This is a genomic window from Hydrocarboniphaga sp. (genome assembly GCF_965279055.1).
Classification (GTDB): Bacteria; Pseudomonadota; Gammaproteobacteria; order Nevskiales; family Nevskiaceae; genus Hydrocarboniphaga.
This window is the reverse complement of record NZ_OZ257125.1, coordinates 1,648,311-1,673,485: the sequence shown is the minus strand read 5'-3', so window position 1 is coordinate 1,673,485 and position 25,175 is coordinate 1,648,311. Positions and strand designations below refer to the sequence as shown.

Sequence of the window (25,175 nt, the reverse complement as noted above, 5' to 3'; positions counted from 1 at the left end):
CGTGCCGGGTCTCCGTTCGCAGCGACGGTATTCGTCATCTTCATTTGAGGTTGTATACCGGATCGAGCAGCAAGGTTTCGAGCCGGTCAGGCGGCTTGGCACCGTCCACCGCCGGCATCACCGGCGGCAGGCTCAACAGCTGCCGCGTCATATCCGACGGTGGCAGCGATTCGGCGACTTCGCCGAAGCGTCGCTGCAGGTCGGCGCTTTGCTGGCGCAACTCCGCCGCCGCGACTTTCTGCAGCCGCGTGCGGCCGCTCATCGCGGCGTCGCCGGACGGCAGGTCTCCGGCCAGCTGCTGCACGAAGCGGCGCCGCGCCAGCAGCCATTCGCTGGTGATCCAGGCGTCGCCGCCGGGCCAGCCGCGCACGTTCGGCGGCGCGAACAGGGTCTGACCCATGTCGGCGGTGCTGACCGCGGCATTCAGCGACGACAGCGGCAGATCGAGACCGCGCAAAGTACCGACGACGAACTCCACCGGCGACTTGACCAGCACGCCCTGGTTGTCGGCGGCGCTGAACGCCGGCTCGCGGAACAGCGCTTTGAGCAGCGGTGCGATCTCCCAGTTCTTGCGAAAACCCGCGGCCAGGCGCTGCACCGCGGCCGCCTCCGGCTGCGGCGACACGAACTCGCGCCACAGCTGCTCGACGATGAACTCGGCGGCGCGCGGCTGCTTCAGGATCTGCTCGATGACATCATCGCCGTCGAGCCTGCCGCTGCGGCCGAGGAAGCGCTTGTCGCCATCGTCGTGCTGCTTGGCGACGACGGTGAACGTGCCGTCCGGCGTCTGCATCTTCCAGCCGGTGAACGCGCGCGCGGCTTCCTTCACGTCGTTTTCGGTGTAATGACCCTCACCGAGCGTGAACAGCTCGAGCAGCTCGCGCGCGAAGTTTTCGTTGGGCTCGCTTTTCTTGTTCTGCTGGTTGTTCAGATACAGCAGCATCGCCGGATCGCGCGCGATCGCGTGCAGCAGCTCGCGATAATTGCCCAGCGCGTAGCGCCGCAGCAGCAGGTTCTGCCGGTACAGCAGCTGCCCGGCCTTGACGCTCTTGAACGAGGTGGCGAAGTGGCCGTGCCAGAACAGCGTCATGCGTTCGGCCAGCGGCGCCGGCGTCGTGCGCATTTCCTGCAGCCACCAGCTTTGCAGATCGACGTAGCGCTGCTGCCACATCAGCGAGCGAGCGCGGCGCTCGTCCGGCGGCAGGTCTTTCGGGGTCAGCGGGAACTGCAGCGGCTCGGCCACCCAGTCCGGCGGCGGCGTGGCCGCGGTGCGTCTTGCCGCGGCGGCATCGACGAGATGATCGATCGTGGACTCGAAAGAACCCGCCGGCGCCGACTGGCCGATCTGCGGACCGAAGCCGGTGCGCGAGGCCAGCAGTTCGGCCTGGTCGGCGCTGATCGCGAACGCGTCGCCGCTGAAAGCGATCAGTGCCGCAACGATCAGCATGCGCATACGCCGCTCCTTTGGCCAGGGCTGCCGATGATGCCGCATCCGGCGCCCGACGACGCCGCTGTTTACGCGGCGTTACATTGGCAGCGCCGCGTTCAGCCGCCGGCCGCGATCTGCCGCAGTGCCTGCTCGAACACCTCGGCGGGCTGACCGCCCGAGATCAGGTGGCGCTGGTTGATGATGACCGCCGGCACCGAGCGGATGCCCTTGTCGGTGTAGAAGCGCTCGCGCTGGCGCACGTCGAGCGCGTATTCGTCGCTGGCCAGGATCGCCTGCGCGCGCGTCGTATCCAGGCCGGCCTGGCCTGCGAGCCGGACCAGCACCGCGTGATCGCTGGGGTTTTCGCCATCGGTGAAATAGGCCTGGAGCAGCGCCTGTTTCAGCGCTTTCTGCCGGCCTTCCAGCTCGGCCCAGTGCAGCAGCCGGTGCGCGTCGAAGGTGTTGTAGATGCGGGCGCGCTTGTCCATGCGGAAGTCGAAGCCGACCTCGGCGCCGCGGGCGCGCAGCGCCTGGCGACTCTGCTCGTTCTGCTCGGCGGTGGTGCCGTATTTCTGGCTGATGTGCTCGTCGATATCCTGGCCGGCGGCCGGCATCTGCGGATTCAGCTCGAAAGGCTGAAAATGCAGGTCGACCGTGATTTCGTCACCGATCTTCGCCAGCGCCTGTTCCAGCGACTTGAGCCCGACCGCGCACCAGGGGCAGGACACGTCGGAGACGAAATCGATTTTGATCGCGGTCATGGTCGGCAGGCTCTTGTCAGGCAAACCCGAAACATGAGGGCGCGGCCGGCGCGATCAAGATTCGCCGCGCGCCGCGGCTTCGCGCAGCTTGTCCTTCTTGCTCTTGCGCTTGCCCTTGACGCCGCCACCAGGCGCGCCCGGCGGCGTCACTGCCGGCTGCTGCCGCGGCTCGAAGCCGGCGATGCGCTCGCGCGGCAGACGCAGGTTGTTGCGCTTTTCGATCAGCCGGAAATGCGCCTCGGTGTCGGCGCTGACGAAACTGATCGCCAGGCCGCTTTCACCGGCGCGGCCGGTGCGGCCGATGCGATGCGTGTAATCGTCGGCCGAGCGCGGCAGATCGTAGTTCACCACCACCGGCAGCTGCGGAATGTCGAGGCCGCGTGCGGCGACATCGGTGGCGATCACCACCTGCAGCGCATGCGAGTTCAGATCGGCCAGCGCGGTCGTGCGCTTGCGCTGGCTCAGTTCGCCGTGAAACGGCGCAGCCCGGATGCCGACGTGGCACAGCTGATAGGCCAGCTGCTCGGCCTCGCGCTGCGTGGCGACGAACACCAGGGCGCGCGTCCAGCCGTTGTCGTGGATCAGCCGCGTCAGCAGCTCGCCGCGGCGATGGCGGTCGACTTCGATCGAGCGCTGCACGATGGTCGCTGCGGTCGTCGTCTGCGGCTCGACGTCGATGCGCGTCGGGTTCATCAGCATCTTGTCGGCGAGCGCCTCGACGCTCTGCGGAAACGTCGCCGAAAACAGCAGACTCTGCCGGAACGCCGGCAGCAGCGCGATGATGCGGTTGATCTCGTCGGCAAAGCCCAGGTCGAGCAGGCGGTCGGCCTCGTCCAGCACCAGGGTCTGCACATCGCCGATCTTCAGCGCGTTGCGATCGATCAGATCGAGCAGGCGCCCCGGCGTGGCGACGACGATGTCGGCGCCGCCACGCAGATCCATCATCTGCGGATTGATCGAAATGCCGCCGAACGCGACCACCGTTTTCAGCGGCTGCGCAAAGCCCTGCGCCAGCGCCAGGATGACATCGCCGATCTGCACCGCCAGCTCGCGCGTCGGCGCCAGGATCAGCGCGCGCAGCCGTCGCGGTGTCTCCGAGCGGCCGGCGATCAGCCGCTGCAGCAGCGGCAGCGCGAACGCGGCGGTCTTGCCCGAGCCGGTCTGTGCGCGGCCGAGCACGTCCTGACCGCGCAGGATCGCCGGAATCGCGGCCTGCTGGATCGCGGTCGGCACGACGAAGCCCTGCATGCCGGCGGCGCGCGTCAGCGCGGGGGTGAGTCCTAGTGCGGCGAAGGGCATCGGCTGGAATTTCTCAACATGACCCGTGCATTGTCGCATCTGCATCGCAGCGACGGCGACGGCGACGCGATCAGCCCGCCGCGGTGGCGCCGCCGCGATACACGTACATCATCGGCTTCGGGCCGGGCAGATAGCGCTGCTCCATGTCCGCGAGCCTGAAGCCGCCATCGCGCAGCATCGCCGGCACGTCGCGGTTCAGATGGCAGCCACCGGCGAGCGGCTTCCACAGCGGCGTCAGGCGCTGCTGCCAGCGCCGCACCGAGGCATCGGGCGCGCTGCCATGCTCGCAGAACAGCAGCTCGCCGCCGGGCCTGAGCACGCGGCGCATTTCTTTCAATGCCGAAACCGCATCGGGAATCGTGCACAGCGTGAACGTGCTGACCACGGTGTCGAAGCTGGCGTCGTCGGCCTGGATGGTTTCCGCGCCCAGCGCCAGGGTCTGCACCGGGATGCCGATGCCGGCAGCGCGCTTGCGCGCCAGAGTGTTCATGCCCTCGGACGGATCGAGTGCGTGAATGCTGTCGACGCGACTCGCATCGTAGTAGCGGAAGTTGAGGCCGCTGCCGGCACCGATTTCCAGCACTTTTCCCCGCGCCCTTGGAATCAGCGCGGCGCGCTGTTCCATCACCGGGCCGATGCCGCAGACGCAGTCGATCAGGTGTGGCAGCACAAAACGGTCATAGAGATTCATCAGCACGAGCCTGTTCCGGGCGCACCCGGCTTACGTTTGGATGGCCAGCGCAATCACGCTGGGTTCGCCGCTGCCCTCGCCCGGCATCGTCGCGACGATGGGCTGCAGCTCCCAACCCTGGTCGCGCCAGGCGTCGAGGCCGCCGAGCAGCGGCCGCACGTCGTTGAAACCGAGCTTGCGCAGACGCTGCGCGACCAGCGCGGCCGAGATCTCGTTCGGGCATGAGCAGTACAGGATCACCTGCTCCTTGCGCGTCAGATCGGGCAGCCCGCTTTCGAGCTGTGCCAGATCCAGCGTGCGCGCGCCCGGGATCAGGTAGGGATCGTGTTTGCGATGCTCCGGCGTGCGCACGTCGATGATCACCGGCACCGCGCCGGCTGCCATCATCGAGTACAGCTCGGCCACCGAAATCCGGCTCATTTCCAGCTGCACCAGCAGCCGACGCCGACGCAGCCAGCGAAAGCCGATGAAGATCGCCAGTGTCGTCACGGTCGCCGCGCCGAGCCCCAGGCCGAAGTCGTGCAGCAGCTGCATCAGCAGATCGATCTGGCCGGCGAACAGGTAACCCAGCGCCAGGCCGGTACCGATCCACAGCGCCGCGCCGCTGGCATCAAACAGCGCGAAGCGCGAGAAAGGCACCTGCGCGCTGCCCGACATCGGCACCGACACCACCGACAGCCCCGGCACGAAGCGCGCGATCAGCAGGATGCGCACGCCGCGGCGCTCGAAGAAACTTTCGGTACGGCGCACGCAGGTATCGCGCGACAGCGACATGCGGCACAACAGCCGCAGCACCGCGAAGCCATATCGGCGGCCCGCCGCATACCACAGGCTGTCGCCGGCGAAAGCGCCCAGCCAGGCACCGCCGAAAGCCAGCGTCGCCACCATCAGCGGATCGCCGCTGCCGGCGATCACGCTGCCGGCGAAGATCAGTGCCGGCATCGTCGGCACCGGCAGGCCGATCGCCGCGGCGAACACGCACAGGCTCGCCAATGCGGGGCCTAACAGTTCCGGGGCGAGTGAATTAAGCATGGCGATCCCCCGAATTCTATGCCGAACGCGGCATCTTCACCTGCACGGCTGCAGCGATGGAATCGCGGCGGCCGGTGTCTGCGCTGACGATATGGACAAAGCCTTATATTACGAGCATCATTTTATAAATCGGGCCGCAGGGCCCAGTGAACAGGAGCTGCAACCATGGCAAACCCGGTCCCGAAACCCGCCGTCCAAGGCACCGCGCTGATCACCGGCGCTTCCACCGGCATCGGCGCGGTCTACGCCAACCGGCTCGCCCACCGCGGCTACGATCTGATCCTGGTCGCGCGCGACCTGAATCGGCTCGACGAACTGGCCGCGCGCCTGCGCGCGGACAGCGGCGTGCAGGTCGAAACGCTGAAAGCCGATCTGAACGATCGCAGCGATCTGCTCAAGGTCGAGCAGCGCCTGCGCCGCGACGAGGCGATCACGATGCTGGTCAACAACGCCGGCATGTCGGTCAGCGGCCCGCTGATCGGCGGCGACGCCGACCGGCTGGAGTCGATGATCGGCCTCAACGTACAGGCGGTGTCGCGGCTCGCGGTCGCCGCGGCCACCGCGTTTGTGGCGCGCCGCCGCGGCACGCTGATCAACATGGCCTCGGTGCTGGCACTGGCGCCGGAACTGTTCAACGGCGTCTACAGCGGCACCAAGGCCTTCGTGCTGAACCTGAGCCTGGCGCTGCATCAGGAGCTGAAGGACAGCGGCGTGCGCGTGCATGCGGTGCTGCCGGGCGCGACGCGCACCGAAATCTGGGACCGCTCCGGCGGCAGCGTTGACCAGCTGCCGAAGGAAATGCTGATGGAAGTGGACGAGATGGTCGACGCCGCGCTGGCCGGCCTGGACAGCGGCGAGCTGGTGACGATCCCGTCGCTGCCCGATGCCGGCGACTACGACGCGATGACGCAGGCGCGGCTGACGCTCGGGCCGAACCTGTCGCGCAATACCGCGGCGGCGCGCTACAAGTAGCGAAAACGACAGCGCTAAGCTTCGAGTATCGCCGCGACTCCCAGGCCACCGGCCGCACAAATCGAAATCAGCGTACGCCCGGATTTGCCGCTGCTCGCCCTGTGCGCCGCCAGCTGCTTGGCTGCCGCCGCGACGATGCGCGCACCGGTCGCCGCAAACGGGTGGCCATAACCCAGCGAGCCGCCGTTGACGTTGAGCCTGGCGCGGTCGATCGAGCCGAACACGCCGGGCAGGCCGAGCATGTCGCGGCAATAGGCCGCGTCTTCCCAGGCCTTCAGGGTGCATAGCACCTGGCCGGCGAAAGCCTCGTGAATTTCGTAGTAGTCGAAGTCCTGTAAGCCGAGTCCATTGCGTGCCAGCAAACGCGGCACGGCATAAGTCGGCGCCATCAGCAGGCCTTCGGCGCGCGGGCCGTAGTAGTCGACCGCGGCGGCTTCGGCGTCGACCAGAAAGGCCTGCGGAGCAAGGCCGTTCGCACTCGCCCACTCTTCCGACGACAGCAGCAATGCCGACGCGCCATCGGTCAGCGGCGTCGAGTTACCGGCGGTCAAAGTGCCGCGACCCGAGGTCTTGTCGAAAGCCGGCTTGAGCTTGGCGAGTTTCTCCAGCGTGGTATCGGCGCGCAGGTTGTTGTCGCGCTGCAGTCCCTTGTACGGCACCAGCAGATCGTCGAGAAACCCGCGCTCGTAGGCGGCCGCGGCGCGCAGGTGGCTGGCCAGCGCCAGCTCGTCCTGCGCCTCGCGCGTGATGCCCCACTGCTTGACCATCAGCTCGGTGTGCTCGCCCATCGACAGGCCGGTGCGCGATTCGGTGATGCTCGGAATCGATGGCGCCAGCATGTGCGGACGCAGCTGCGCCAGCAGCTTGAGCCGGTCGCCGCTGCTCTTGACGCGCTGCGATTTCAGCACGATCTGGCGCAGCTCCTCGTTCAGCGCGATCGGCGCGTCGGAGGCGCTGTCGACGCCGCCGGCGATGCCGACCTCGATCTGCCCGACGGCGATCTTGTTGCCCACCAGCATCGCGGTTTCCAGCGACGTCGCGCAGGCCTGCTGCACGTCGTAGGCCGGCGTGCGCGGCGACAGTCCGCTGGACAGCGCCGCCTCGCGCGCGAGGTTGGTGTCGCGCGAATGCTTCAGCACCGCGCCGGCGGCGACTTCACCGATGCGCTGGTCTTTGAGCCCATAGGCGTCGACGACGGCCTTGACCGCCGCGGTCAGCATGTCGGTATTGCTGCTGTCGACATAGGCGGTGTTGTTGCGCGCGAACGGAATGCGCCGGCCGCCGACGATGGCGATGCGCCTGATGGTTCTCATGCGGGCTCCCTGTGGTTCGCGCGTTGTTATCGGATGGATGTTACGCGCGTACGGCAGCGGTTTTGAGGCCCGGCCGCGGGGATAGCACTCAGGTACCAGGGCGCGGGACCGCTCCTACAGGCAATGCGCCATGCAGGAGCGGTCCTTGACCGCGACGACTAGAACAACGACCCCTTGTCGTCCGCGCCCAGCATCTGCTGACGCACCAGCGGAATCGGCGGGCCGCCGTAGGACAGGAACTGGTCGTGGAAGGCATGCCAGGCCTCGCGGCCGCCGTGCGTCTTGACCCAGTCTTCGCGCAGCTTGACGATCATCAGCTTGCCCATCGTGTAGTTCAGATAGGCCGCGTCGTAGGTGCCGCGCGCGGCCTGCTGGCGCGCGTTGCCGGCGTCCTGGAAGCCTTCTTCCTTGAACATGGTTTCGCAGGTCTGCACGCTCATGCCCTGGGTGTGCAGCCCGATCGCGCACAGGAAGCGAACGTTGCGCAGCAGCGCTTCGGACAGCTGGCCGATCTTGTATTCGGGCCGATGATCGCCGAGGCCGGCGTCGTACATCATCTCCTCGGTGTAATGCGCCCAGCCTTCGGCGAACGCATAGCCGACGAACAGCTGGCCGAACTTGAACGGCGAGCGGTTCGAGTGCAGAAACTGCAGGAAATGCCCGGGCCAGACTTCATGCGCCGAGGTGAACAGCAGCACCGCCGCGCCCGGCACGTAGTCGAGCTGCTCCTTCTTCGGCCAACTCGGGTCCGGCGGCGCGATGTAGTAGGTCGACGGCATGCCCTTGTCGTAAGGGCCGGGGATGTCGATGTACGCGAAGTTCCAGCGCTGATACGGCGGCGCTTCGCCGACCAGGGCTTTCTCGTCGCTCGGTATCGTCACCAGCTTTTTGTCGATGATGAACTGGCGCAGGCTGTCGAGCTGCGCCCGCGCGCCTTCCACCGCGCCGCCCTTGGGCTTGTCGGCGTTGACCTGGTCCATGCAGGCATGCAGGCTGGCTTTCGGCGCATATGCGGCGCAGGCGGTTTTCAGCGCGTCCAGATTGCGCTGCAGATCGGCGCGGCCGACGGCTTCCAGGTCCTTCAGCGGTGTCGATACACGCTCGGTCGCATAGAGCATTTTGCTGAAGCGTTCGGCGCCGAGCGCGAAGTCGTCGTTGGCCTTGGGCTGCTCGCTCTTGAGCCAGGCGCTGAGCTCTTCCAGCGATTTAGCGGCCGGCTCCAGCGCGGCCTTGAACTCGGCCTGCAATGCCTCGTCCTTGACCTCGGCGAAAATCGGCGGCACGTCCTTGCGGAAGAAAGCCGGAAAGCCGCCGAAGCCGTTGAGGCCGAGCGCGACGAAAGTCTTGGGCAGCGGCGAGCGCAGGTTGGCGCGAATTTGCGTGACCGCGTTCGGCACCGCCTTCAGATACGCCGTGAACGCCTTCAGCCGCACGTCCAGCGGCGCATACGGCCGCGTCAGGTAGGTGCTCGGGTCGAGGCCGTCGGTGCTCAGATAGAAACCGGGATTGTGGAACGGCGTTTCGACATCGCGCAGCCAGAACAGCCGGCCATCGACGGTGGCCAGCAGATAGTCACGCTCGAAGCGCTCCTCGGGCTGCAGCTGGGCATCGGTGAACGTGGCCGCGGCGCTGCGTGCCGCGTCGAGACGCGCGATCTCGCTGGCGATGCCCGCCGCACTCCAGTCCGGCAACCGGCCGTCGAACTCGTGGCGGCCCTGACTGACCGCGAAGCCCGGGTTGGCCGCGAAGGTTTCTTCCTGAAAACGGTCGCGGAACGCGGCCCAGTCGGCCTTGGCCGGCTCGACGGCGGCCGGCGTGGAGGCCTCGACTGGCGCTGGCGGATTCGGCGATTTCTGGCCACAGGCGGCGAGGCTCAACAGCGCGGCAGCCGCCAGACAGCAGCGGCCGCGACTAGACGATTTGGCAAACAGCATGGAGGAAGGTCCCCTATCGAGAGGCGGCAGGGCCGCATGCCTCCATGCTAAACCTTGCGCGGCGCCTATTGCCGGCGCGCGCCACGCAGCAATTGCTCGATCAGGTCGCCGGCATGGGCCGGCTGAGGCGACTCGTCGTGATGCCGCGGCTTCAGCACCGCGTCGTGCAGATCGGCGGCGCGGACCGGGCCGCCGAGCGCGGCGCCGAGCAGCGTCGACAGGTCCTGAATCGAGATCTTGGGAATCGGCTCATCCATCGCAGCGCTCCAGCAGCAGGCCGGAAGACCCGGCCGGCCTATCATCGCGGCGTTGCGTCACTGAGGGATAACCACCAGATTGCAGCGCGTGACGCCGTGTAACGCCGCCCGGCCTCCATACGCTGGGAAGTTGTATGGAACCGGCGGAAGCTCCAAACTGTATCCGATCAAAGCGTACCTTTAGCGCAGCGCCCGGTGCACCGGACTCGCCGGAGCACAACGACACATCTCAATTCTCTCAATGGCTTATTCGCGCATCTCCGGCACGGGCAGTTATCTGCCGGAAAAAGTCGTCAGCAACCAGGATCTGGCGCAGACCGTCGACACGACCGACGAGTGGATCTTCGAGCGCACCGGTATCCGCCGCCGCCATATCGCCGCCGACGGCGAACAGACCAGCGACCTGGCGCAGCGCGCCGCCGAGCGCGCGATGGCCGCCGCCGGCGTCAGCGCCGCCGACATCGACCTGATCATCGTCGCCACCTCGACGCCGGACATGATCTTTCCGTCCACCGCCTGCCTGCTGCAGGCCAAGCTCGGCGTCACCGGCGGCGCGGCTTTCGACGTGCAGGCGGTCTGCAGCGGCTTCATCTACGCGCTGGCGACGGCCGACAAGTTCGTCTCCACCGGCGCCGCCAAATGCGCGCTGGTGATCGGCGCCGAAACCTTCTCGCGCATCCTCGACTGGACCGACAGACGCACCTGCGTGCTGTTCGGCGACGGCGCCGGCGCGGTGGTGCTGCAGGCCTCCGAAACGCCCGGCGTGTTGTCGACGCACCTGCATTCCGACGGCCGCCACAGCGGCATCCTGCGCGTGCCGGGCGGCGTGCAGAACGGCAGGATCGTCGGCAATCCCTTCGTCGAAATGAACGGCCAGGCGGTGTACAAGCAGGCCGTGCGCGTGCTCGGCGAAGTGACCCAGGAAGCGCTGAAAGCCAACGGCCTGACCGGCGCCGACCTGCACTGGATGGTGCCGCACCAGGCCAACATCCGCATCATCATGTCCACCGCCGAAAAGCTCGGCCTGAAGCCCGAGCAGGTGGTGACCACGGTGCACGACCACGGCAACACCTCGGCCGCATCGATCCCGCTGGCGCTGGATGTCGCGGTGCGCGACGGCCGCATCCAGCGCGGGCAGAACGTGATTTTCGAGGCCGTCGGTGGCGGGCTGACCTGGGGCGCGGTGCTGGTTCGCTGGTAAGGCTTGTCGCCTTCGCACGCACAAAACCCCGTTCGTCCCGAGTAGGCTCGCTCGCGAGCCGTATCGAGGGACCCGAACCTCGCTCGACGGTCCCTCGATACGCCGGGCAAGCCCGGCTACTCGGGACGAACGGAGTTTTGCTTTCGCCGCATCAAAATCAACAGCGGCGGGTCATGGCCCGCCCCACGATTTAAACTGGCGGACCCTGGTCACCGTCACGCCCATGCCCCTGGTCCTTCCCGCTCCGATCTGGCGGCGTTTCGCTGCGTCGATTTACGACGGCCTGTTGCTGCTGGCGCTGTGGATGGTCGCGGCGCTGATCGATACCTGGGTGCGCGATGCGCTCGGCGGCGCGGCGCGCACGCGACTCGCGTTCCAGATTCTGCTGTTCCTGGTCGGCCTGGGTTTCTTCGGCTATTCGTGGACGCATGGCGGCCAGACCCTGGGCATGCGCGTCTGGCGCATGCGCGTGCGCCGCGTCGACGGCGCGGCGCTGCGCTGGCCGATCGCCAGCCTGCGCTACGCGGTGATGCTGCTGACCTGGTTCGCGCTGCTGATTCCGGCGCTGCTGCAGTTTCCCAAGCTGGCAGAGCATGTGCACGCGGCTACGGTGATGATCGCCGGCGTCGCGTTTTCGATCGTCGCGCTGCTGGTGATGCTGCTGGACAAGCGCCGACGCGCGCTGTGCGATCTGGCGGCTATGACCGAAGTCGTGGTCGAGCCGAAAGAAACAACCGACACGAATTCCGTTCCTCCCGAGTAGCCCGCGCTTTTGCGGGCGTATCGAGGGACCGCGCGATGTCTCGATACGCGGGCAAGCCCGCTACTCGACACGAACGGGGAGTGCTTATTTCGGCAGAAAAACTAGCCGGCTTTTTTCAACCGCCACCAGCCCCAGGCCGCCAGCACCACGGTCGGCGCGCAGGCCGAGATCGAAGGCGGCCAGCCGTAGAGCTGGCCGGAATCGGCAGTGACCTGGTTGATCACGTAGAACGCGACCCCGACCAGCACGCCGATCATCAGCCGCAGGCCGGCGCCGCTGTTGCGCAGGGATCCGAACACGAACGGCACCGCGAACATCATCATCGCCATCACCGTCAGCGGCTCGACGATCTTCTGCCACAACTCGAGACGCTGCTCGCTGGAATCGAGCTGGTTTTCGTCTAGGTAGTTGATCAGCTCGAGCAGGCCTTCGGTGGACAGGCTCTTGGCCTGCAGCACGAACAGCCGCAGCACGCTCGGCGACAGCCCCCCCTGCAGTTGGTACTGCGGCAGCTTCTCGACCTTGGCGCTGTCGTCGCCGAATTCGGTGCGCACCACATCGGTCAGCATCCATTGGCCGTCGGCGAAGACGCCGTCCCTGGCCGAGGTGATCGCATGCAGGCGCAGGTCGTCGCCGATGGAATAGATCACCGCGTCGCCGATGTGGCTTTCGCTGTCGAGCTTCTTGATGTTGAAGATGTCGTTGCCGTTCTTCAGCCACACGGGCTTTGAGTTGGCGCCGTCGATGCCGTAGCGGGCGTTGCTCTTGTAGCGTTCGGCGGACTGCTGGCTCACCGGCGCGACCCATTCGCCGATCGCCCAGCCGAGCAGGCCGAGCATCGCGCCGGCGATCAGCGCCGCCATGCCGATGCGCACATTGCTGACGCCGGCGGCGCGGATCGCGGTGATCTCGCCCTGCCCGGCCATGTTGCCCAGGCCCATCAGGGTTCCGAGCATCGCGATGATCGGCATCAGCACGTGCAGGCCGGCCGGCATGTTCAGCAAGGTGTAGACCGCGAGTTCGGTCAGGCCGTAGTCGCCCTTGCCGGTATTGCCCAGGTCGGCGACGAAGCTGGTGAAGGTGTAGATCGCAACCAGCGCCAGGCCGACGACGAAGGTCAGCGACAAAATCGAACGCACGATGTAGCGGTCGAGACGATTCATGCGGCCACCGCCGCGGCCGGCGCGCGCGGCCGGCGCTGCCACCAGTTCATGCGCGCACCGATCAGATAGATCGCCGCGACCAGCACGATCGCATGCACCCACCACAGGCCGATGCTCTCCGGAATCTTGCCCTTGCCGATCCAGCTCTGGCCGATGCCGAGCAGGTTGGAATAGAACAGGTAGATGATCATGCCGAACACGATCTTGCCGTAGCGGCCCTGGCGCGGGCCGACATACGACAGCGGCACCGCGAGCAGGGTCAGCAGGAACACCGACAGCGGCGCGGCGATGCGCCAGTGCAGCTCGGCTCGATCCTGAGGATCGGTGGAGCGCCACAGGTCGCCGGTGGCCATCAGCTTGCGCTTGCCGCCGGTGTAGATGAACTGCGGCGGCGTCACCCGCGTGGTGAATTCGTCGAAACGCAAAATATCGTAGAGCTGCGCGCCGGGCTGGCCTTCGTAACGCCAGCCGCCGTAGAGGCTGATCTCGCGATCGCCGGTTTCCTCGTTGAGCCGCTGCCGGCCCTCGTTGGCGACGACGATCGACACGCCCTTGTCGGTTTCGATCTGAGCGAACACCGAGGTCAGCTTCTCCTTGCCCTTGTCGGTCTCGGCCGTATAGAAAACGCCGCGGCCGTCGGCCACGGTGGTGAAGCGGCCGGATTCGAAAGGCAGATACTGGATCAGCCGTCGCGCGTCCTTGACCACGTAGTCCGCGGTGCGGCCGGCCCACGGCCCGATCTCGAAGGCGAGCAGCGCCGTGAACAGCGCCAGCAGCAGGCCCAGCGCCAGAAACGGCCGGTACAACCGGAACAGGCTGACGCCGCAGCCGGTCATCGCGGCGATTTCGTTGTCCTTGTACAGCCGGCCCAGCGACAGCATCGTGCCCAGCAGCAGCGACACCGGCACCAGGATCACCAGGTACTGCAGGCTCGACAGGCCGACGATCTTGAACAGCAGATCGCGCGGCAGGCCGCCGGACGCGGCCTCGCCGAGCAGGCTGGCGAAACGCGTCGACAGCATGATCAGCAACAGCACGAGCGTCACCGCGGCCCAGGAGGTCGCGGCCTCTCGCAACAGGTAGCGGTCGAGTGTGGCGCCGTTCATAGGGCCGCGATTATGCGGCCTGACGCCGCGCTTTGCGTCGCCGCCGCGCCCACGGCGCGGGCTCCGCGGCGCCGCCGGTTGCTTGGGTCGTTGTGGATAAATCGCTACACTTGGCGACGCCGGAATCGCCGACATCATGCAATCGCTCGGCGGCGGCTGGCCGGTATCCGGCAGCCCGGCTCGCCAAGTTCAAGCTTGGGCAAGACCGCCCTCTGTAGCTGGTCGTAACAAAATTCAGGATTCAGGCCCTTGCAGCCTGAACACACCCGAGGAAAACGATGGAATATTTCGTCAAGAGCGGCAATCCCGAAAAACAGCGCGTGTCCTGCGTGATCGTCGGCATTTACGACCGCCGCACGATGAGCGAATCCGCGGCCGTGATCGACGGCGTCAGCGACGGCGCGATCGCGGCGGTGATGCGCCGCGGCGACATGGACGGCAAGCTTGGCCAGAGCCTGGTGCTGCACAACCTGCCCGGCACCTTCGCCGACCGCGTGATGCTGGTCGGCCTCGGCCGTGAACGCAGCTTCGACGACAATGCCTTCCGCAAGGTCAATGCGGCCGCAGCGCGCGCGCTGCGCCAGACCGGCTCGATCGACGCGGTCAGCTATCTGACGCATTTGCCGCTGAAGGGCCGCGACTTCCACTGGAACGTCAGCCAGGCCGCGATCACCATCGAAGAAGCCTTCTACAGCTTCGACGACTGCCGCGGCGAAAAGGCCAAGGAAGAACTGCCGAGCTACAAGCTCGAGCGCCTGACCTTCGATGTGCCGCGTCGCAGCGACCTGCCCGCCGGCGAGCGCGGCCTGGTCGAGGCCCTGGCGATCGCCAAGGGCATGAACGTCGCCAAGACCCTGGGCAACCTGCCCGGCAACATCTGCACGCCGACGTATCTGGCGACCAGTGCCGAGCAGCTCGGCGCGGCGCACGGCTTCAAGGTCAAGATTCTGGAAGAGCCGGAGCTGCGCAAGCTCGGCATGGGCTCGTTCCTGTCGGTGGCGCGCGGCAGCGTGCAGCCGCCGAAACTGATCGTCATGGAATACCTGAAAGGGCCCAAGGGCGAAAAGCCGATCGCGCTGGTCGGCAAGGGCCTGACCTTCGACGCCGGCGGCATCAGCATCAAGCCGGCCGCGAATATGGACGAAATGAAGTTCGACATGTGCGGCGGCGCCGCGGTGATCGGCGCGTTCCGCGCGCTGGCCGAGCTGGCGCTGCCGATCAACGTGGTCGGCGTGGTCGCGGCCAGCGAAAACCTGCTCGACGGCGCCGCCAACAAGCCCGGCGACGTCGTCACCAGCATGGCCGGCATCACCATCGAAATCCTCAACACCGATGCCGAAGGCCGCCTGATCCTGTGCGACGCGCTGACCTACGTCGAGCAGACCTACGATCCCAGCGTGTGCATCGACATGGCGACGCTGACCGGCGCCATCGTCGTCGCGCTCGGCGCCTATCCGACCGGCCTGTTCTCGAACACCGCGGGCCTGACGCGCTCGCTGACCGCGGCCGGTGAGCAGATCGGCGACCGCGTCTGGGAAATGCCGCTGTGGCCGGAGTACGAGGAGCACCTGAAGAGCGAATGCGCGGACATCGCCAACATCGCCACCTCCGGCGGCAACGGCGGCGGCGCGATCATCGGCGCGACTTTCCTGCACAAGTTCGCCAAGAAAATGAAATGGGCGCACCTGGACATCGCCGCCACCGCCTGGAAGGGCAAGCGCTCCACCGGCCGCCCGGTGCCGCTGCTGGTGCAGTACCTGCTCAACGCCGCGGCGAAGCGGGATTGACGATTTGAACCTGCGCAGCCTGGCGTCGGTACCGAGTCACTCACGCAGCGGGCGTAGCGGGGAATGACGCGCATCGATTTCTACATCCTGCCGGAGCCGACGCAGGCCAACGGCGACACCGTCAATACGGTGTGCCGGCTGTGCGAAAAAGCCGCGGCCAGCGGCGCGCGCGTGTACCTGCGCGTGCCGCAGTCCGAGCTCGCCGAGCAGATCGACGGCGCGCTGTGGAGCTACAAGGAAGGCGGCTTCCTGTCACACGAGATCGACACCGGCAAGCCCAGCGCCGATCCGCAGCCGCTGATCCTGATCGGCAACGGCGAGCCGCCGCCGACGCACCACGGCATACTGTTCAACCTCGGCGCCGACGTGCCGACCTACTTCAGCCGCTTCGAGCGCGTGCTGGAAATCGTGCCGGCGACGGTCGCGGACCGCAGCAGCTCGCGCGAGCGCTACAAGTTCTACCGCGATCGCGGGTATGAGCTGAAGACCCACAATCTGTGAGCTCGATCCGCTCCCTCGATACGCCGGGCAGGCCCGGCTACTCCGGACGAACGTAGGGTGCTGGTGACATCGGGGCCTCAAGCAAACCCCGTTCGTGCCGCGATCGCGGGTATGAGCTGAAGACCCACAAGCTGTGAGTTCGATCCGCTCCCTCGATACGCCGGGCAGGCCCGGCTACTCCGGACGAACGTAGGGTGCTGGTGACATCGAGGCCTCAACCAAACTCCGTTCGTACCGAGATCGCGGGTATGAGCTTATGAGCTGAAGACACAATCCATGAGATACGCCCGGCAAGCCCGGCTACTCGGGAGTAACGGAGCGTGCTGGGTGACATCAAGGCCTCAACCAAACTCCGTTCGTACCGAGATCGCGGGTATGAGCTTACGAGCTGAAGACACAATCCATGAGATACGCCCGGCAAGCCCGGCTACTCGGGAGTAACGGAGCGTGCTGGGTGACATCGAGGCCTCAACCAAACTCCGTTCGTCCCGAGTAGGCTCGCCTGCGAGCCGTATCGAGGGAGCGGATCGCCGTCGAAGCCTCAGGCGGTAAGCCCACCGTCGATCGTCAGACTCGCACCGGTCACGAACGCCGCTTCGACGCCGACCAGATACGCGACCATCGCCGCGACTTCATCGACGCTGCCCATGCGCCCGACCGGCATCATCGCGTTGATCGCATCGAGCTGCGCGCCGGACGCGGCGTTGGCTTCGGTCGCGATCGGGCCGGGCTGCAGGTTGTTGACGGTGATGCCGCGCGCTGACAGGTCCAGTGCCAGGCCGCGCACCATCGCCGCGACCGCGCCCTTGCTCGCCGCGTAGACGCTGTTGCCGGCAAACGCAGCGCGATCCGCGGCGGCGCTGCCGATGACGATGATGCGGCCGCCGCGCCGCATGTGGCGCGCGGCGCCTTGCGCGGCGAAGAACGGCGCGCGCACGTTGACCGCCATCATGCGGTCGAAGTCGCCGGGCGAGTAATCATCGACCAGGCCCATCAGGCCGATGCCGGCGCTGTTGACCAGGATGTCGAGGCGGCCATGATCGGCGGCAACGCGGTCGATGCAGCTGCGCAGCGCGTCGATGTCGGCGCTGTCGGCGCGTTGCGCCACCGCCTTGCCGCCGGCGGCGACGATCTCGTTGGCAAGCGCCTGCGCGCGCGCCGCCGAGTTCAGGTAGGTGAACGCCACGGTCGCGCCGTCGCGCGCCAGCCGGCGCACGATCGCCGCGCCGATGCCACGCGAGCCGCCGGTGACGAGGGCGACCTGCTCCACTAGCGGCGGCGAGAAAGTCATCATGAGGATTTGTCCGGATCTGCGCCCATTCTAAAGTCTGGTAGACGTTTAATCGCTGCCGCTCGCCCGAAACGACAATCGCTTACAACGCGCTTGTCTTATCATCGGCTTGCAATGAGCACCGACCTCTGGAACCGCGACCGTAGGAAGCCCTGGCGCTTCTTCAGCGTGCGTTCGCGCCTGCTGTTGCTGTGCGTGGCGCTGGTGCTGGCATTTACTACGGGCAGCCTGGTGCTGGCCTCGCTGTTCGCGCAGAACCAGCGCGACCAGGCCGCCGCGCAGGAGCAGTACCGGCGTTTCGAAACCATCGTCGCCACCGAGCAGGCGGTGACGCTGTTCCGCCACCGCGGCGGCCAGCTCAATTCGGCGCTGCTGCTGCACAAGGCCGACGAGCAGAAAGCCGCCGAAATCGCACATCAGCAGGCACTGGACGCGGTCAGGTCCCAGCTCGCCGAAGTCGGCGTGTTCGATCCGGACAGCCGCGACGTGGTGCTGAGCGCGGTCGAGGAGGTGCCGCGGCTGTCGCTGATCGCGATCACCGCGATCGGCGAAGGCAAGCAGGAATCGGCAGCGCCGGTAATGGCGCAGATGCAGCAACGCCTCGACACCATCGAAACCACCCTGGCAGACGCGCGGCACCGTGAGTTCGCGCAGGCGCAGCGCATCGAGGAGCGCGGCCGTCAGCGCACCGGCCGCGCCACGCTCACCGGTGCACTGATCACCGCGGCCATCATGCTCAGCGGCCTGCTGCTGATCTGGACCATCGAGCGCTCGATTCTGCGTCCCTTGCGCGTCATCACCGAGGCGATCCGCCAAGTCAATGCCGGCGAACTGGCGATCGATCTGCCGCCGCTGCGACCCGACGAGTTCGGCGAAATGGCGCAGTCGATCCGCCATTTCCGCGACCGCTCCGAGCTGCTCGGGCGGCTCGCCTATCACGATCCGCTGACCGGCCTGGGCAATCGCGCCAAGCTCGAAGAAAGCCTGCACCGCCGCCTGGCCGACGGACAGGACGGTATCGCGCTGCTGTACCTGGACCTGGACCATTTCCGCTCGATCAATCAGCGCTTCGGCCACGGCGTCGGCGACCGCTACCTGTGCGAGGCGGTCAACCGCATCCAGCGCTTCATTCCCGAAGACGCCAGCCTGTTCCGTTACCACGGCGACAAGTTCGTGGTGATGTTCGAACTCGGCCGCGGCTATGCCGAAACCGAAATCAAGGAGGTCGCCGGCTGCGTGCTGCGCGGCGTCGCCGAGCCCTACCCGATTCCCAACGACGTGCTGACGATGTCGACGTCGATCGGCATGGCGATGTCGCCCGACGACGGCAGCAGCGCCGAACAGCTGATCAGCAGCGCCGAGGCGGCGGTGATCGCGGCGAAGAAAAGCGGCCGCAATACCGCGCGCTTCGCCGGCGGCAAGCTCGCCGGCCAGCTGCGCTCGCAGAAAGCGCTGGCCAACGAGATCCGCGAATCGCTGAAGGAAAACCGCTTCGAGGTCCACTACCAGCCGATCGTCGACTACGGTCTTCGTCAGGTGGTCGGCGCCGAAGCGCTGCTGCGCTGGCGCCATCGCGAACGCGGCCTGCTCCCCGCCGCCGAGTTCATCACCGTCGCCGAGGAAGAAGGCCTGATCGGCCTGCTGTCACAGCATTGCCTGGAACTTGCTCACCGGCAGGCCCGCAGCTGGACCGCCGCCGGTCACCTGTGGCGCATCGCGGTGAACCTGTCGGCCCACCAGTTCCAGGACGGCCGCATGCTCGACGTGCTCGGCGCGTTCCAGCACGGTGGCGACGCCGCCGCCAATGCGATGGATCTGGAGCTGACCGAAACCGTGCTGTTCGACACCTCCAACGAGGCACGCCTGCTGCTCGAGGCGATACGCGCGCTGGGCTATCGCATCGGCATGGACGACTTCGGTACCGGTTATTCCTCGTTCAAATACCTGCAGCACCTGCCGATCGACAAGATCAAGATCGACCGCCAGTTCGTCGGCACGATGGAAATCTCGCGCCAGGCCATGGGCATCATCTCGGCGACGATCGCGCTGGCGCAGAACCTGAATCTGGACGTGATCGCCGAGGGCGTGGAAACGCCGTCGCAGGCGCGCACGCTGTACCGGCTCGGCTGCCGTCTGCACCAGGGCTACCACTATTCGCCGGCGATCGCCGCGGACGATTTCCCCGCCTGGGCCGCGCAGTTCTCTCGCAGCCAGCTGCCGGCGGTTTAGGGAACCTCTGCCTCCGGGAGAGGGGTTCTAAAGCAGCGCCGCCAACCTCGCCCGCGCCGCCTCGCTGACCAGCGCTTCCGGATCGGCGGCCGCTTTCGTCCACACGCTCTCCGCGTCCTGCGGTGCCAGCCGCGCCAGGCCTTCGTAGGCGGCCAGCCGCGTGCGCCTGCAGGGATGCGACGCGGCCAGATCGCCGAGCAGCTGCCGGGTGTCGGCGTCACCGACATCGGCCGCCATGCGGATCATCGACACGCGCCGTGAGCCATCGGTCTCGATCGGGTAATCGAGCAGGCTGCCGCGCTGCAGTTCGAAGAAATACTGGTCGCGCAGCCGCACTTCCGGGGTCGCGATCATCAGGTTCAGGGTAATGCTCATTTCGTCGGGCGGCAGCTGCGTGTGCACGTCGCGGCCGGCCTCGTACAGCATCACCATGCCGCCGCGGAACTGCACGCGCTGCACGAAACGCAGCTCGACCTGCTCGCCGATGCGCCCCGTGACCCCGCTGTTGTCGTATTCGTACAGATCGGTGATGTAGCCCGGCCCGTGATAGCCGACGGTCATGAAGCTGTAGTTGTGATCGTGCGCCAGGTTGTAGGCGAACTGGTCCTGGTAGACCCGGCCGCTGGACAGGTCCGCCATCGACGGCCAGATGTTCGCGCGCAGGTAGAAGTCGCGGCCCTCGCCGAGGAAAATCACCTGCGCCGACGGAATCGACTCGCTGCGGAACAGGTTCTGCACCTGCTGGTTCAGCCGCGACACCACCAGCTGGCGGTCGTTGGCCAGTCCGCGCAGCAGCGGCGCCGCGCTCGAAATACTGTCGAGATCGTGCAGGTCGACGCTGGCATGGACGAAGTCGGTCAGCTCGTCCAGCGACACGACGCGATCGACTCGGGGCTCGAAGATGCGCGCCACGGCATCAGCGCCCGGCAACCACGGGACCACTGCAACACACCGCGTTGACCGCGTCGTCAAGCATCGCGTCAGGAGTCCTTCAACTGCGCCAGCGTCTTGGCCGCCGCCCGCCGGATGTGCGGATGCGGATCGTCGACCGAAGCCTGCAAGCGTTCCACCGCAGCGGAGCGGTTGATCCGGCCCAGGCTCTGGACCGCGGCCCAGCGCACCGCGTGGTGCGGATGTTCGCTCAGCTGCTTCAGCGGCTCCACCGAGGACGGGTCGGCGAGCTTGCCGAGGATGTAGGCGGCAACGCGTAGCTGGGTCGCGGTGATCTCGCTGTCGTTGGCCTGCCAGGCGTAGCCGGTTTCGCGATTGAACAGCCATTCCAGGCTGTGAAACGGCGCGGTGCTGAGCCTGAGCATCGGCACCGGCGCCTCGATATGAAAGTCGTACAGGTAACGGTCGCTGTGCAGGCACAGCAGCTCGCCGACGGCGACTTCGCCGATCTGCGGCGTGTGGATGCGCAGCGCCGGGTTGAATACGTCGTTGCGATACTCCGCCGGCAGCTCGTAGCGCGCATACGCCAGCGGCGCCCCGGCCAGCGGCGCGACCATCGCCAGGAATGGCTGCGAATGCACGTAGCGACGCGAGGCTTCGTAAAGGTGGATCGACAGCGCGAAGCCGCGGCCGCGGTGCAGCATCAGCTGGTTCGGCCGCCAGGCTCCGGTGTACGCCGGATTGGCAACCAGTTCGCGCAGCTGCTGGTTCAGCGCCTGCGTCGCGAACGGCCCGGCCAGCAGTTTGCGCAGCGCCGATTCGAGTGGCCAGAACGTGGACACGCGTTCGCGATCGAACGCCTGATCGACATGCTGGACGAATGCTTCGAGTTCGCTGGAGAAAACCATCGCGGCTGTATGTTAGCTCAGACCGCCGTCGGTGGACGGAGCGCCGAGGCTCCGCCCACCTTTTTGCGGCGAGTGATTCAACCGGCCGGCTTACTTGTTCTCGGGCAGGCGGTAGTGCACGAGAAAGTAAGCAGCCTGGTTTTCTTCGGCAAGCGCCGGCTCGTCGGCGCCGACACCGGCGACGTCGTATTCCAGGTCGCAGATGATCAGTTCATCGGCAGCTGACTGGGTGGTGGTGGCGGCGAGCGGCGAGTTGTTGAGGTTTTCCACTTTGATGTTCCTTACTTGGCGACCCCGAAATGGGGCACCAGGAACATACAAGACGGGCGCCGTCGCTCCTGCAGGAAAGTGCCGCGACAGTGTGTTGCAGGATGTGGATGCGGCCAGCCTCTATAATGCCCGCCCGCGCGTGGCCCCGGCTCACGCGCGCCCCGCCCCAGAGCCTTATCCCGATGACCGCACCTTCAGCGCCGCCCCGCCTCTCGACCATGGACAAGACCTTCGAATCCGGCGCCAGCGAATCGCACTGGGCCGCGTACTGGGAACGAAAAGGCTGCTATGCGCCGCGCGGCGCCGGCGAGCCCTACTCGATCATGATTCCGCCGCCGAACGTGACCGGCACGCTGCACATGGGCCATGCGTTCCAGCACACGGTAATGGACGCGCTGACGCGCTATCACCGCATGCGCGGCTTCGACACCCTGTGGCAGCCCGGCACCGATCACGCCGGCATCGCCACGCAGATGGTGGTCGAGCGTAATCTGAAGCTGGCCGGCGAGCCGGCGCGCCTGGACCTGGGCCGAGAAAAATTCCTGGAAAAAGTCTGGGAATGGAAGCGCTACTCCGGCGGCACCATCGAAGCCCAGATCAAGCGCATGGGCAGCTCGGTGGACTGGAGCCGCAACGCGTTCACGATGGACGCTAGCTACTCCAAGGCGGTGGTCGAGCACTTCGTCAAGCTGCACGAACAGGGCCTGATCTACCGCGGCAAGCGACTGGTGAACTGGGACCCGGTGCTGCAGACCGCGATCAGCGATCTGGAAGTCGTCAGCGAGGAAGAAAACGGCAAGCTCTGGCATTTCCGCTACCCGCTGGCCGACGGCAGCGGCACACTGACGGTGGCGACGACGCGCCCGGAAACCATGCTCGGCGACACCGCGGTCGCGGTGCATCCCGAGGATGAGCGCTATGCGTCGCTGATCGGCAAGATGATCCGGCTGCCGCTGACGGACCGCCACATTCCGATCGTCGCCGACGACTACGTCGATCGCGAGTTCGGCTCCGGCGCGGTCAAGATCACGCCGGCTCACGACTTCAACGACTATGCGCTCGGCCAGCGCCACAAGCTGCCGCTGATCAACGTGCTGACGCCGACCGCGACCATCGGCGACGACATGCCCGAGGCCTATCGCGGCCTGGACCGCTTCGTCGCGCGCAAGAAAATCGTCGCCGATTTCGAGGCGCTCGGCCTGCTCGAGAAGATCGACGATCACAAGCTGAAAGTGCCGCGCGGTGATCGCAGCGGCGCCGTGGTCGAGCCCTACCTGACCGATCAGTGGTTCGTCGATCTGACGCGCAAGAAGCTCGATGACGGCCGCGACGGCGGCTGGACCGCGATCACCAAGCCGGCGCTCGATGCCTTCAGCGAAGGCAAGATCAAGTTCGTGCCGGAAAACTGGATCAACACCTACAACCAGTGGCTGGACAACATCCAGGACTGGTGCATCAGCCGCCAGCTGTGGTGGGGCCATCGCATCCCCGCCTGGTACGACGCCGCCGGCAAAGTCTTCGTCGGCCGCAGCGCCTACGACGCCTTCGTGCAGGCGACCGGCGCGCAGGGCGAGTTCCAGCTGCTGAGCATGCTCAAAGTCGCCAGCACCGACAGCACCGAGGAAATCAACGCCAAGCTGCGCGAGGCCGATTCGGATCGCTTCTGCCTGACCCAGGACAACGACGTGTTCGACACCTGGTTCTCGTCGGACATCTGGCCGATGGCGACGCTGGGCTGGCCCGAGAAGAATGAAGCGCTGGCCAAGTGGTATCCGAGCAGCGTGCTGGTCACCGGCTTCGACATCATTTTCTTCTGGGTCGCGCGCATGGTGATGATGGGCCGCTACTTCATGAACGGCGAAGTGCCGTTCCGCGAGGTCTACATCACCGGCCTGGTGCGTGACCCCGAAGGCAACAAGATGAGCAAGTCCAAGGGCAACGTGCTCGATCCGCTCGACGTGATCGACGGCATCACGCTGGACGCGCTGATCGCCAAGCGCACCACCGGCCTGATGAAGCCCGAGACCGCGCCGAAGATCGAGGCGAAGACGCGCAAGGATTATCCGAAAGGCATCGAAGCCGTGGGCGTCGATGCGCTGCGCTTCACCTTTGCCGCGCTCGCGACGCAGGGTCGCGACGTGCGCTTCGACGCGGCGCGTGCCGCGGGTTATCGCAACTTCTGCAACAAGATCTGGAACGCGGCGCGCTACGTGCTGATCAGCTGCGGACATGGCTCAGACGGCGTCGCAAGCGACGCCTTGCAGGACACCGGCCTCGACGCCAGCCTGCCGGTGGAGCTGTCAACGGCCGACCTGTGGATCGCGTCGAAGCTGCAGCGCCTCGAAGCAGAAGCCGCCGAGCACTTCAAGAATTACCGCTTCGACCTGCTGTCGACCGCGCTGTACCAGTTCATCTGGAACGAGTACTGCGACTGGTATCTGGAGCTGTCGAAGCCGGCGCTGCTCAACGGTAGCGACGCCGAAAAGCGCGGCACGCGCCGCACCCTGGTGCGCGTGCTCGAAGCCTGGCTGCGGCTGCTGCATCCGATCATGCCGTTCATTACCGAAGAAATCTGGCAGCGCTGCGCGCCGTTGGCGGGCGCCGGCGGCGACAGCATCATGACCCAGGCCTACCCGCAGCCGAACCCGGCCAAGATCGATGCCGCCGCCGAAGCCGATATCGAATGGCTCAAGGCGCTGATTCTCGGCGTTCGCCAGATCCGGGGCGAAATGGATATCGCACCGGGCAAGCTGCTGCCGCTGCTGATCCAGAATCCGGGCGCCGATGACGCGGCACGCCTGCAGCGCCTCGGCGGCAGCATCGAGTTCCTGGCGCGCGTCGAAGCGCCGCGCGTGCTGGCGGCAAGTGAAGACGCGCCGCAATCGGCCACCGCCTTGCTCGGCGCGATGAAGCTGCTGGTGCCGATGGCCGGCCTGATCGACAAGCAAGCCGAGCTGTCGCGGCTGCAGCGACGCATCGCCACGCTGGAGTCCGATCTGGTCAAGACCCAGGCCCGTATCGACAACCCGAACTTCGCCAAGGCGCCGCCCAACGTGCAGCAGCAGGCACGCGATCTGAACACCAGGCAGCAGCAGGATCTGGCCGCGCTGCGCGAGCAGTGCGAGCGGATCGCGGCGCTTTGACACCATGGCGTTCGCGCACACCAAACCCCGTTCCTCCCGAGTAGGCCGCGCAGCGGGCGTATCGCGGAACGTATCGAGGGACACACCGGGCGCGGTCCGCTCCCTCGATACGCCGGGCAAGCCCGGCTACTCGGGACGAACGGGGGTTTGGTTCAGGCATCGCGAAAAACCCGCTCCGTTCGTCCCGAGTAGGCTCGCTGGCGAGCCGTATCGAGGGACCGGATCGCTAACGAC

21 protein-coding genes are annotated in these 25,175 nt (G+C 66.5%); 7 read left to right on the top strand and 14 right to left on the bottom strand.

The window, feature by feature from the left end; translation table 11 throughout:
- Positions 1–40: 40 nt before the first annotated feature.
- The 5 genes from ACQZF9_RS07675 to ACQZF9_RS07655 form a co-directional block, all read right to left on the bottom strand.
- Positions 41–1,453, bottom strand: coding sequence for a DUF1800 domain-containing protein (locus ACQZF9_RS07675; protein ID WP_428312653.1), 1,413 nt, complete (start codon positions 1,451–1,453; stop codon positions 41–43).
- Between the two features lie 92 nt (positions 1,454–1,545).
- The gene (locus ACQZF9_RS07670; protein ID WP_428312652.1) at positions 1,546–2,190 is read right to left on the bottom strand and encodes a DsbA family oxidoreductase; all 645 of its coding nucleotides are present in this window, start codon (positions 2,188–2,190) and stop codon (positions 1,546–1,548) included.
- Between the two features lie 54 nt (positions 2,191–2,244).
- Complete coding sequence (locus tag ACQZF9_RS07665; protein WP_428312651.1) at positions 2,245–3,489, bottom strand: DEAD/DEAH box helicase; 1,245 nt, start codon at positions 3,487–3,489, stop codon at positions 2,245–2,247.
- 70 nt (positions 3,490–3,559) lie between these two features.
- Entirely contained in the window at positions 3,560–4,180 is a 621-nt protein-coding gene (locus tag ACQZF9_RS07660) for a class I SAM-dependent methyltransferase (protein WP_428312650.1), read from the bottom strand.
- A 30-nt stretch (positions 4,181–4,210) separates the two neighbouring features.
- Complete coding sequence (locus ACQZF9_RS07655; protein WP_428312649.1) at positions 4,211–5,212, bottom strand: DedA family protein/thiosulfate sulfurtransferase GlpE; 1,002 nt, start codon at positions 5,210–5,212, stop codon at positions 4,211–4,213.
- 165 nt (positions 5,213–5,377) lie between these two features.
- Here ACQZF9_RS07655 and ACQZF9_RS07650 point away from each other — a divergent pair, with 165 nt between their 5' ends.
- Complete coding sequence (locus ACQZF9_RS07650; RefSeq protein WP_428312648.1) at positions 5,378–6,184, top strand: SDR family NAD(P)-dependent oxidoreductase; 807 nt, start codon at positions 5,378–5,380, stop codon at positions 6,182–6,184.
- Between the two features lie 14 nt (positions 6,185–6,198).
- Here ACQZF9_RS07650 and ACQZF9_RS07645 read toward each other — a convergent pair whose 3' ends face one another.
- The 3 genes from ACQZF9_RS07645 to ACQZF9_RS07635 all read right to left on the bottom strand — a co-directional run bounded on the left by ACQZF9_RS07645 (position 6,199) and on the right by ACQZF9_RS07635 (position 9,688).
- Complete coding sequence (locus ACQZF9_RS07645) at positions 6,199–7,497, bottom strand: acetyl-CoA C-acetyltransferase (protein ID WP_428312647.1); 1,299 nt, start codon at positions 7,495–7,497, stop codon at positions 6,199–6,201.
- Between the two features lie 158 nt (positions 7,498–7,655).
- On the bottom strand, positions 7,656–9,431 hold the full coding sequence (locus ACQZF9_RS07640; protein ID WP_428312646.1) for a DUF885 domain-containing protein: 1,776 nt from the start codon (positions 9,429–9,431) through the stop codon (positions 7,656–7,658).
- Positions 9,432–9,496: 65 nt separating this feature from the next.
- Entirely contained in the window at positions 9,497–9,688 is a 192-nt protein-coding gene (locus ACQZF9_RS07635; protein ID WP_428312645.1) for a hypothetical protein, read from the bottom strand.
- 241 nt (positions 9,689–9,929) lie between these two features.
- On the opposite strand from ACQZF9_RS07635, the gene ACQZF9_RS07630 reads away from it, so the two are divergent.
- Entirely contained in the window at positions 9,930–10,889 is a 960-nt protein-coding gene (locus tag ACQZF9_RS07630) for a beta-ketoacyl-ACP synthase III (RefSeq protein WP_428312644.1), read from the top strand.
- A gap of 223 nt (positions 10,890–11,112) precedes the next feature.
- On the top strand, positions 11,113–11,652 hold the full coding sequence (locus ACQZF9_RS07625; RefSeq protein WP_428312643.1) for an RDD family protein: 540 nt from the start codon (positions 11,113–11,115) through the stop codon (positions 11,650–11,652).
- Positions 11,653–11,753: 101 nt separating this feature from the next.
- On the opposite strand, the gene lptG is transcribed toward ACQZF9_RS07625, so the two are convergent.
- A complete protein-coding gene (gene lptG, locus ACQZF9_RS07620) occupies positions 11,754–12,815 on the bottom strand; it encodes an LPS export ABC transporter permease LptG (RefSeq protein ID WP_428312642.1) in 1,062 nt (353 codons plus the stop codon).
- Positions 12,812–13,921, bottom strand: coding sequence for an LPS export ABC transporter permease LptF (gene lptF, locus ACQZF9_RS07615; protein WP_428312641.1), 1,110 nt, complete (start codon positions 13,919–13,921; stop codon positions 12,812–12,814). Before lptF ends, lptG begins: the two co-directional genes overlap by 4 nt.
- Positions 13,922–14,199: 278 nt before the next feature.
- Between lptF and ACQZF9_RS07610 the strand changes: the two genes are divergently transcribed.
- Positions 14,200–15,708: a leucyl aminopeptidase gene (locus ACQZF9_RS07610; RefSeq protein ID WP_428312640.1), complete on the top strand. Its 1,509-nt coding sequence runs from the start codon at positions 14,200–14,202 to the stop codon at positions 15,706–15,708.
- A 63-nt stretch (positions 15,709–15,771) separates the two neighbouring features.
- Positions 15,772–16,209, top strand: a complete 438-nt coding sequence (locus ACQZF9_RS07605; protein ID WP_428312639.1) for a DNA polymerase III subunit chi — start codon at positions 15,772–15,774, stop codon at positions 16,207–16,209.
- Positions 16,210–16,750: 541 nt separating this feature from the next.
- On the opposite strand, the gene ACQZF9_RS07600 is transcribed toward ACQZF9_RS07605, so the two are convergent.
- Positions 16,751–17,500, bottom strand: a complete 750-nt coding sequence (locus ACQZF9_RS07600) for an SDR family oxidoreductase (protein ID WP_428313389.1) — start codon at positions 17,498–17,500, stop codon at positions 16,751–16,753.
- Positions 17,501–17,614: 114 nt separating this feature from the next.
- Here ACQZF9_RS07600 and ACQZF9_RS07595 point away from each other — a divergent pair, with 114 nt between their 5' ends.
- The gene (locus tag ACQZF9_RS07595; RefSeq protein ID WP_428312638.1) at positions 17,615–19,729 is read left to right on the top strand and encodes a putative bifunctional diguanylate cyclase/phosphodiesterase; all 2,115 of its coding nucleotides are present in this window, start codon (positions 17,615–17,617) and stop codon (positions 19,727–19,729) included.
- Between the two features lie 27 nt (positions 19,730–19,756).
- Here the strand turns inward: ACQZF9_RS07595 and ACQZF9_RS07590 are convergent, their stop codons facing one another.
- The 3 genes from ACQZF9_RS07590 to ACQZF9_RS07580 form a co-directional block, all read right to left on the bottom strand.
- Positions 19,757–20,641 (bottom strand): hypothetical protein, encoded by an 885-nt coding sequence (locus ACQZF9_RS07590; RefSeq protein WP_428312637.1) that lies wholly within the window; start codon positions 20,639–20,641, stop codon positions 19,757–19,759.
- 68 nt (positions 20,642–20,709) lie between these two features.
- A complete protein-coding gene (locus tag ACQZF9_RS07585) occupies positions 20,710–21,528 on the bottom strand; it encodes a HEAT repeat domain-containing protein (protein WP_428312636.1) in 819 nt (272 codons plus the stop codon).
- Positions 21,529–21,618: 90 nt separating this feature from the next.
- Positions 21,619–21,798, bottom strand: coding sequence for a hypothetical protein (locus ACQZF9_RS07580; RefSeq protein ID WP_428312635.1), 180 nt, complete (start codon positions 21,796–21,798; stop codon positions 21,619–21,621).
- A 218-nt stretch (positions 21,799–22,016) separates the two neighbouring features.
- Between ACQZF9_RS07580 and ACQZF9_RS07575 the strand changes: the two genes are divergently transcribed.
- The gene (locus tag ACQZF9_RS07575) at positions 22,017–24,941 is read left to right on the top strand and encodes a valine--tRNA ligase (protein ID WP_428312634.1); all 2,925 of its coding nucleotides are present in this window, start codon (positions 22,017–22,019) and stop codon (positions 24,939–24,941) included.
- Positions 24,942–25,175: the final 234 nt, after the last annotated feature.

Coding starts and splice junctions, on each gene's coding strand:
- ACQZF9_RS07675 (WP_428312653.1), bottom strand. CDS start 1,453: ATGCGCATGCTGATCGTTGCGGCACTGATCGCTTTCAGCGGCGACGCG.
- ACQZF9_RS07670 (WP_428312652.1), bottom strand. CDS start 2,190: ATGACCGCGATCAAAATCGATTTCGTCTCCGACGTGTCCTGCCCCTGG.
- ACQZF9_RS07665 (WP_428312651.1), bottom strand. CDS start 3,489: ATGCCCTTCGCCGCACTAGGACTCACCCCCGCGCTGACGCGCGCCGCC.
- ACQZF9_RS07660 (WP_428312650.1), bottom strand. CDS start 4,180: ATGAATCTCTATGACCGTTTTGTGCTGCCACACCTGATCGACTGCGTC.
- ACQZF9_RS07655 (WP_428312649.1), bottom strand. CDS start 5,212: ATGCTTAATTCACTCGCCCCGGAACTGTTAGGCCCCGCATTGGCGAGC.
- ACQZF9_RS07650 (WP_428312648.1), top strand. CDS start 5,378: ATGGCAAACCCGGTCCCGAAACCCGCCGTCCAAGGCACCGCGCTGATC.
- ACQZF9_RS07645 (WP_428312647.1), bottom strand. CDS start 7,497: ATGAGAACCATCAGGCGCATCGCCATCGTCGGCGGCCGGCGCATTCCG.
- ACQZF9_RS07640 (WP_428312646.1), bottom strand. CDS start 9,431: ATGCTGTTTGCCAAATCGTCTAGTCGCGGCCGCTGCTGTCTGGCGGCT.
- ACQZF9_RS07635 (WP_428312645.1), bottom strand. CDS start 9,688: ATGGATGAGCCGATTCCCAAGATCTCGATTCAGGACCTGTCGACGCTG.
- ACQZF9_RS07630 (WP_428312644.1), top strand. CDS start 9,930: ATGGCTTATTCGCGCATCTCCGGCACGGGCAGTTATCTGCCGGAAAAA.
- ACQZF9_RS07625 (WP_428312643.1), top strand. CDS start 11,113: ATGCCCCTGGTCCTTCCCGCTCCGATCTGGCGGCGTTTCGCTGCGTCG.
- lptG (WP_428312642.1), bottom strand. CDS start 12,815: ATGAATCGTCTCGACCGCTACATCGTGCGTTCGATTTTGTCGCTGACC.
- lptF (WP_428312641.1), bottom strand. CDS start 13,921: ATGAACGGCGCCACACTCGACCGCTACCTGTTGCGAGAGGCCGCGACC.
- ACQZF9_RS07610 (WP_428312640.1), top strand. CDS start 14,200: ATGGAATATTTCGTCAAGAGCGGCAATCCCGAAAAACAGCGCGTGTCC.
- ACQZF9_RS07605 (WP_428312639.1), top strand. CDS start 15,772: ATGACGCGCATCGATTTCTACATCCTGCCGGAGCCGACGCAGGCCAAC.
- ACQZF9_RS07600 (WP_428313389.1), bottom strand. CDS start 17,500: ATGACTTTCTCGCCGCCGCTAGTGGAGCAGGTCGCCCTCGTCACCGGC.
- ACQZF9_RS07595 (WP_428312638.1), top strand. CDS start 17,615: ATGAGCACCGACCTCTGGAACCGCGACCGTAGGAAGCCCTGGCGCTTC.
- ACQZF9_RS07585 (WP_428312636.1), bottom strand. CDS start 21,528: ATGGTTTTCTCCAGCGAACTCGAAGCATTCGTCCAGCATGTCGATCAG.
- ACQZF9_RS07575 (WP_428312634.1), top strand. CDS start 22,017: ATGGACAAGACCTTCGAATCCGGCGCCAGCGAATCGCACTGGGCCGCG.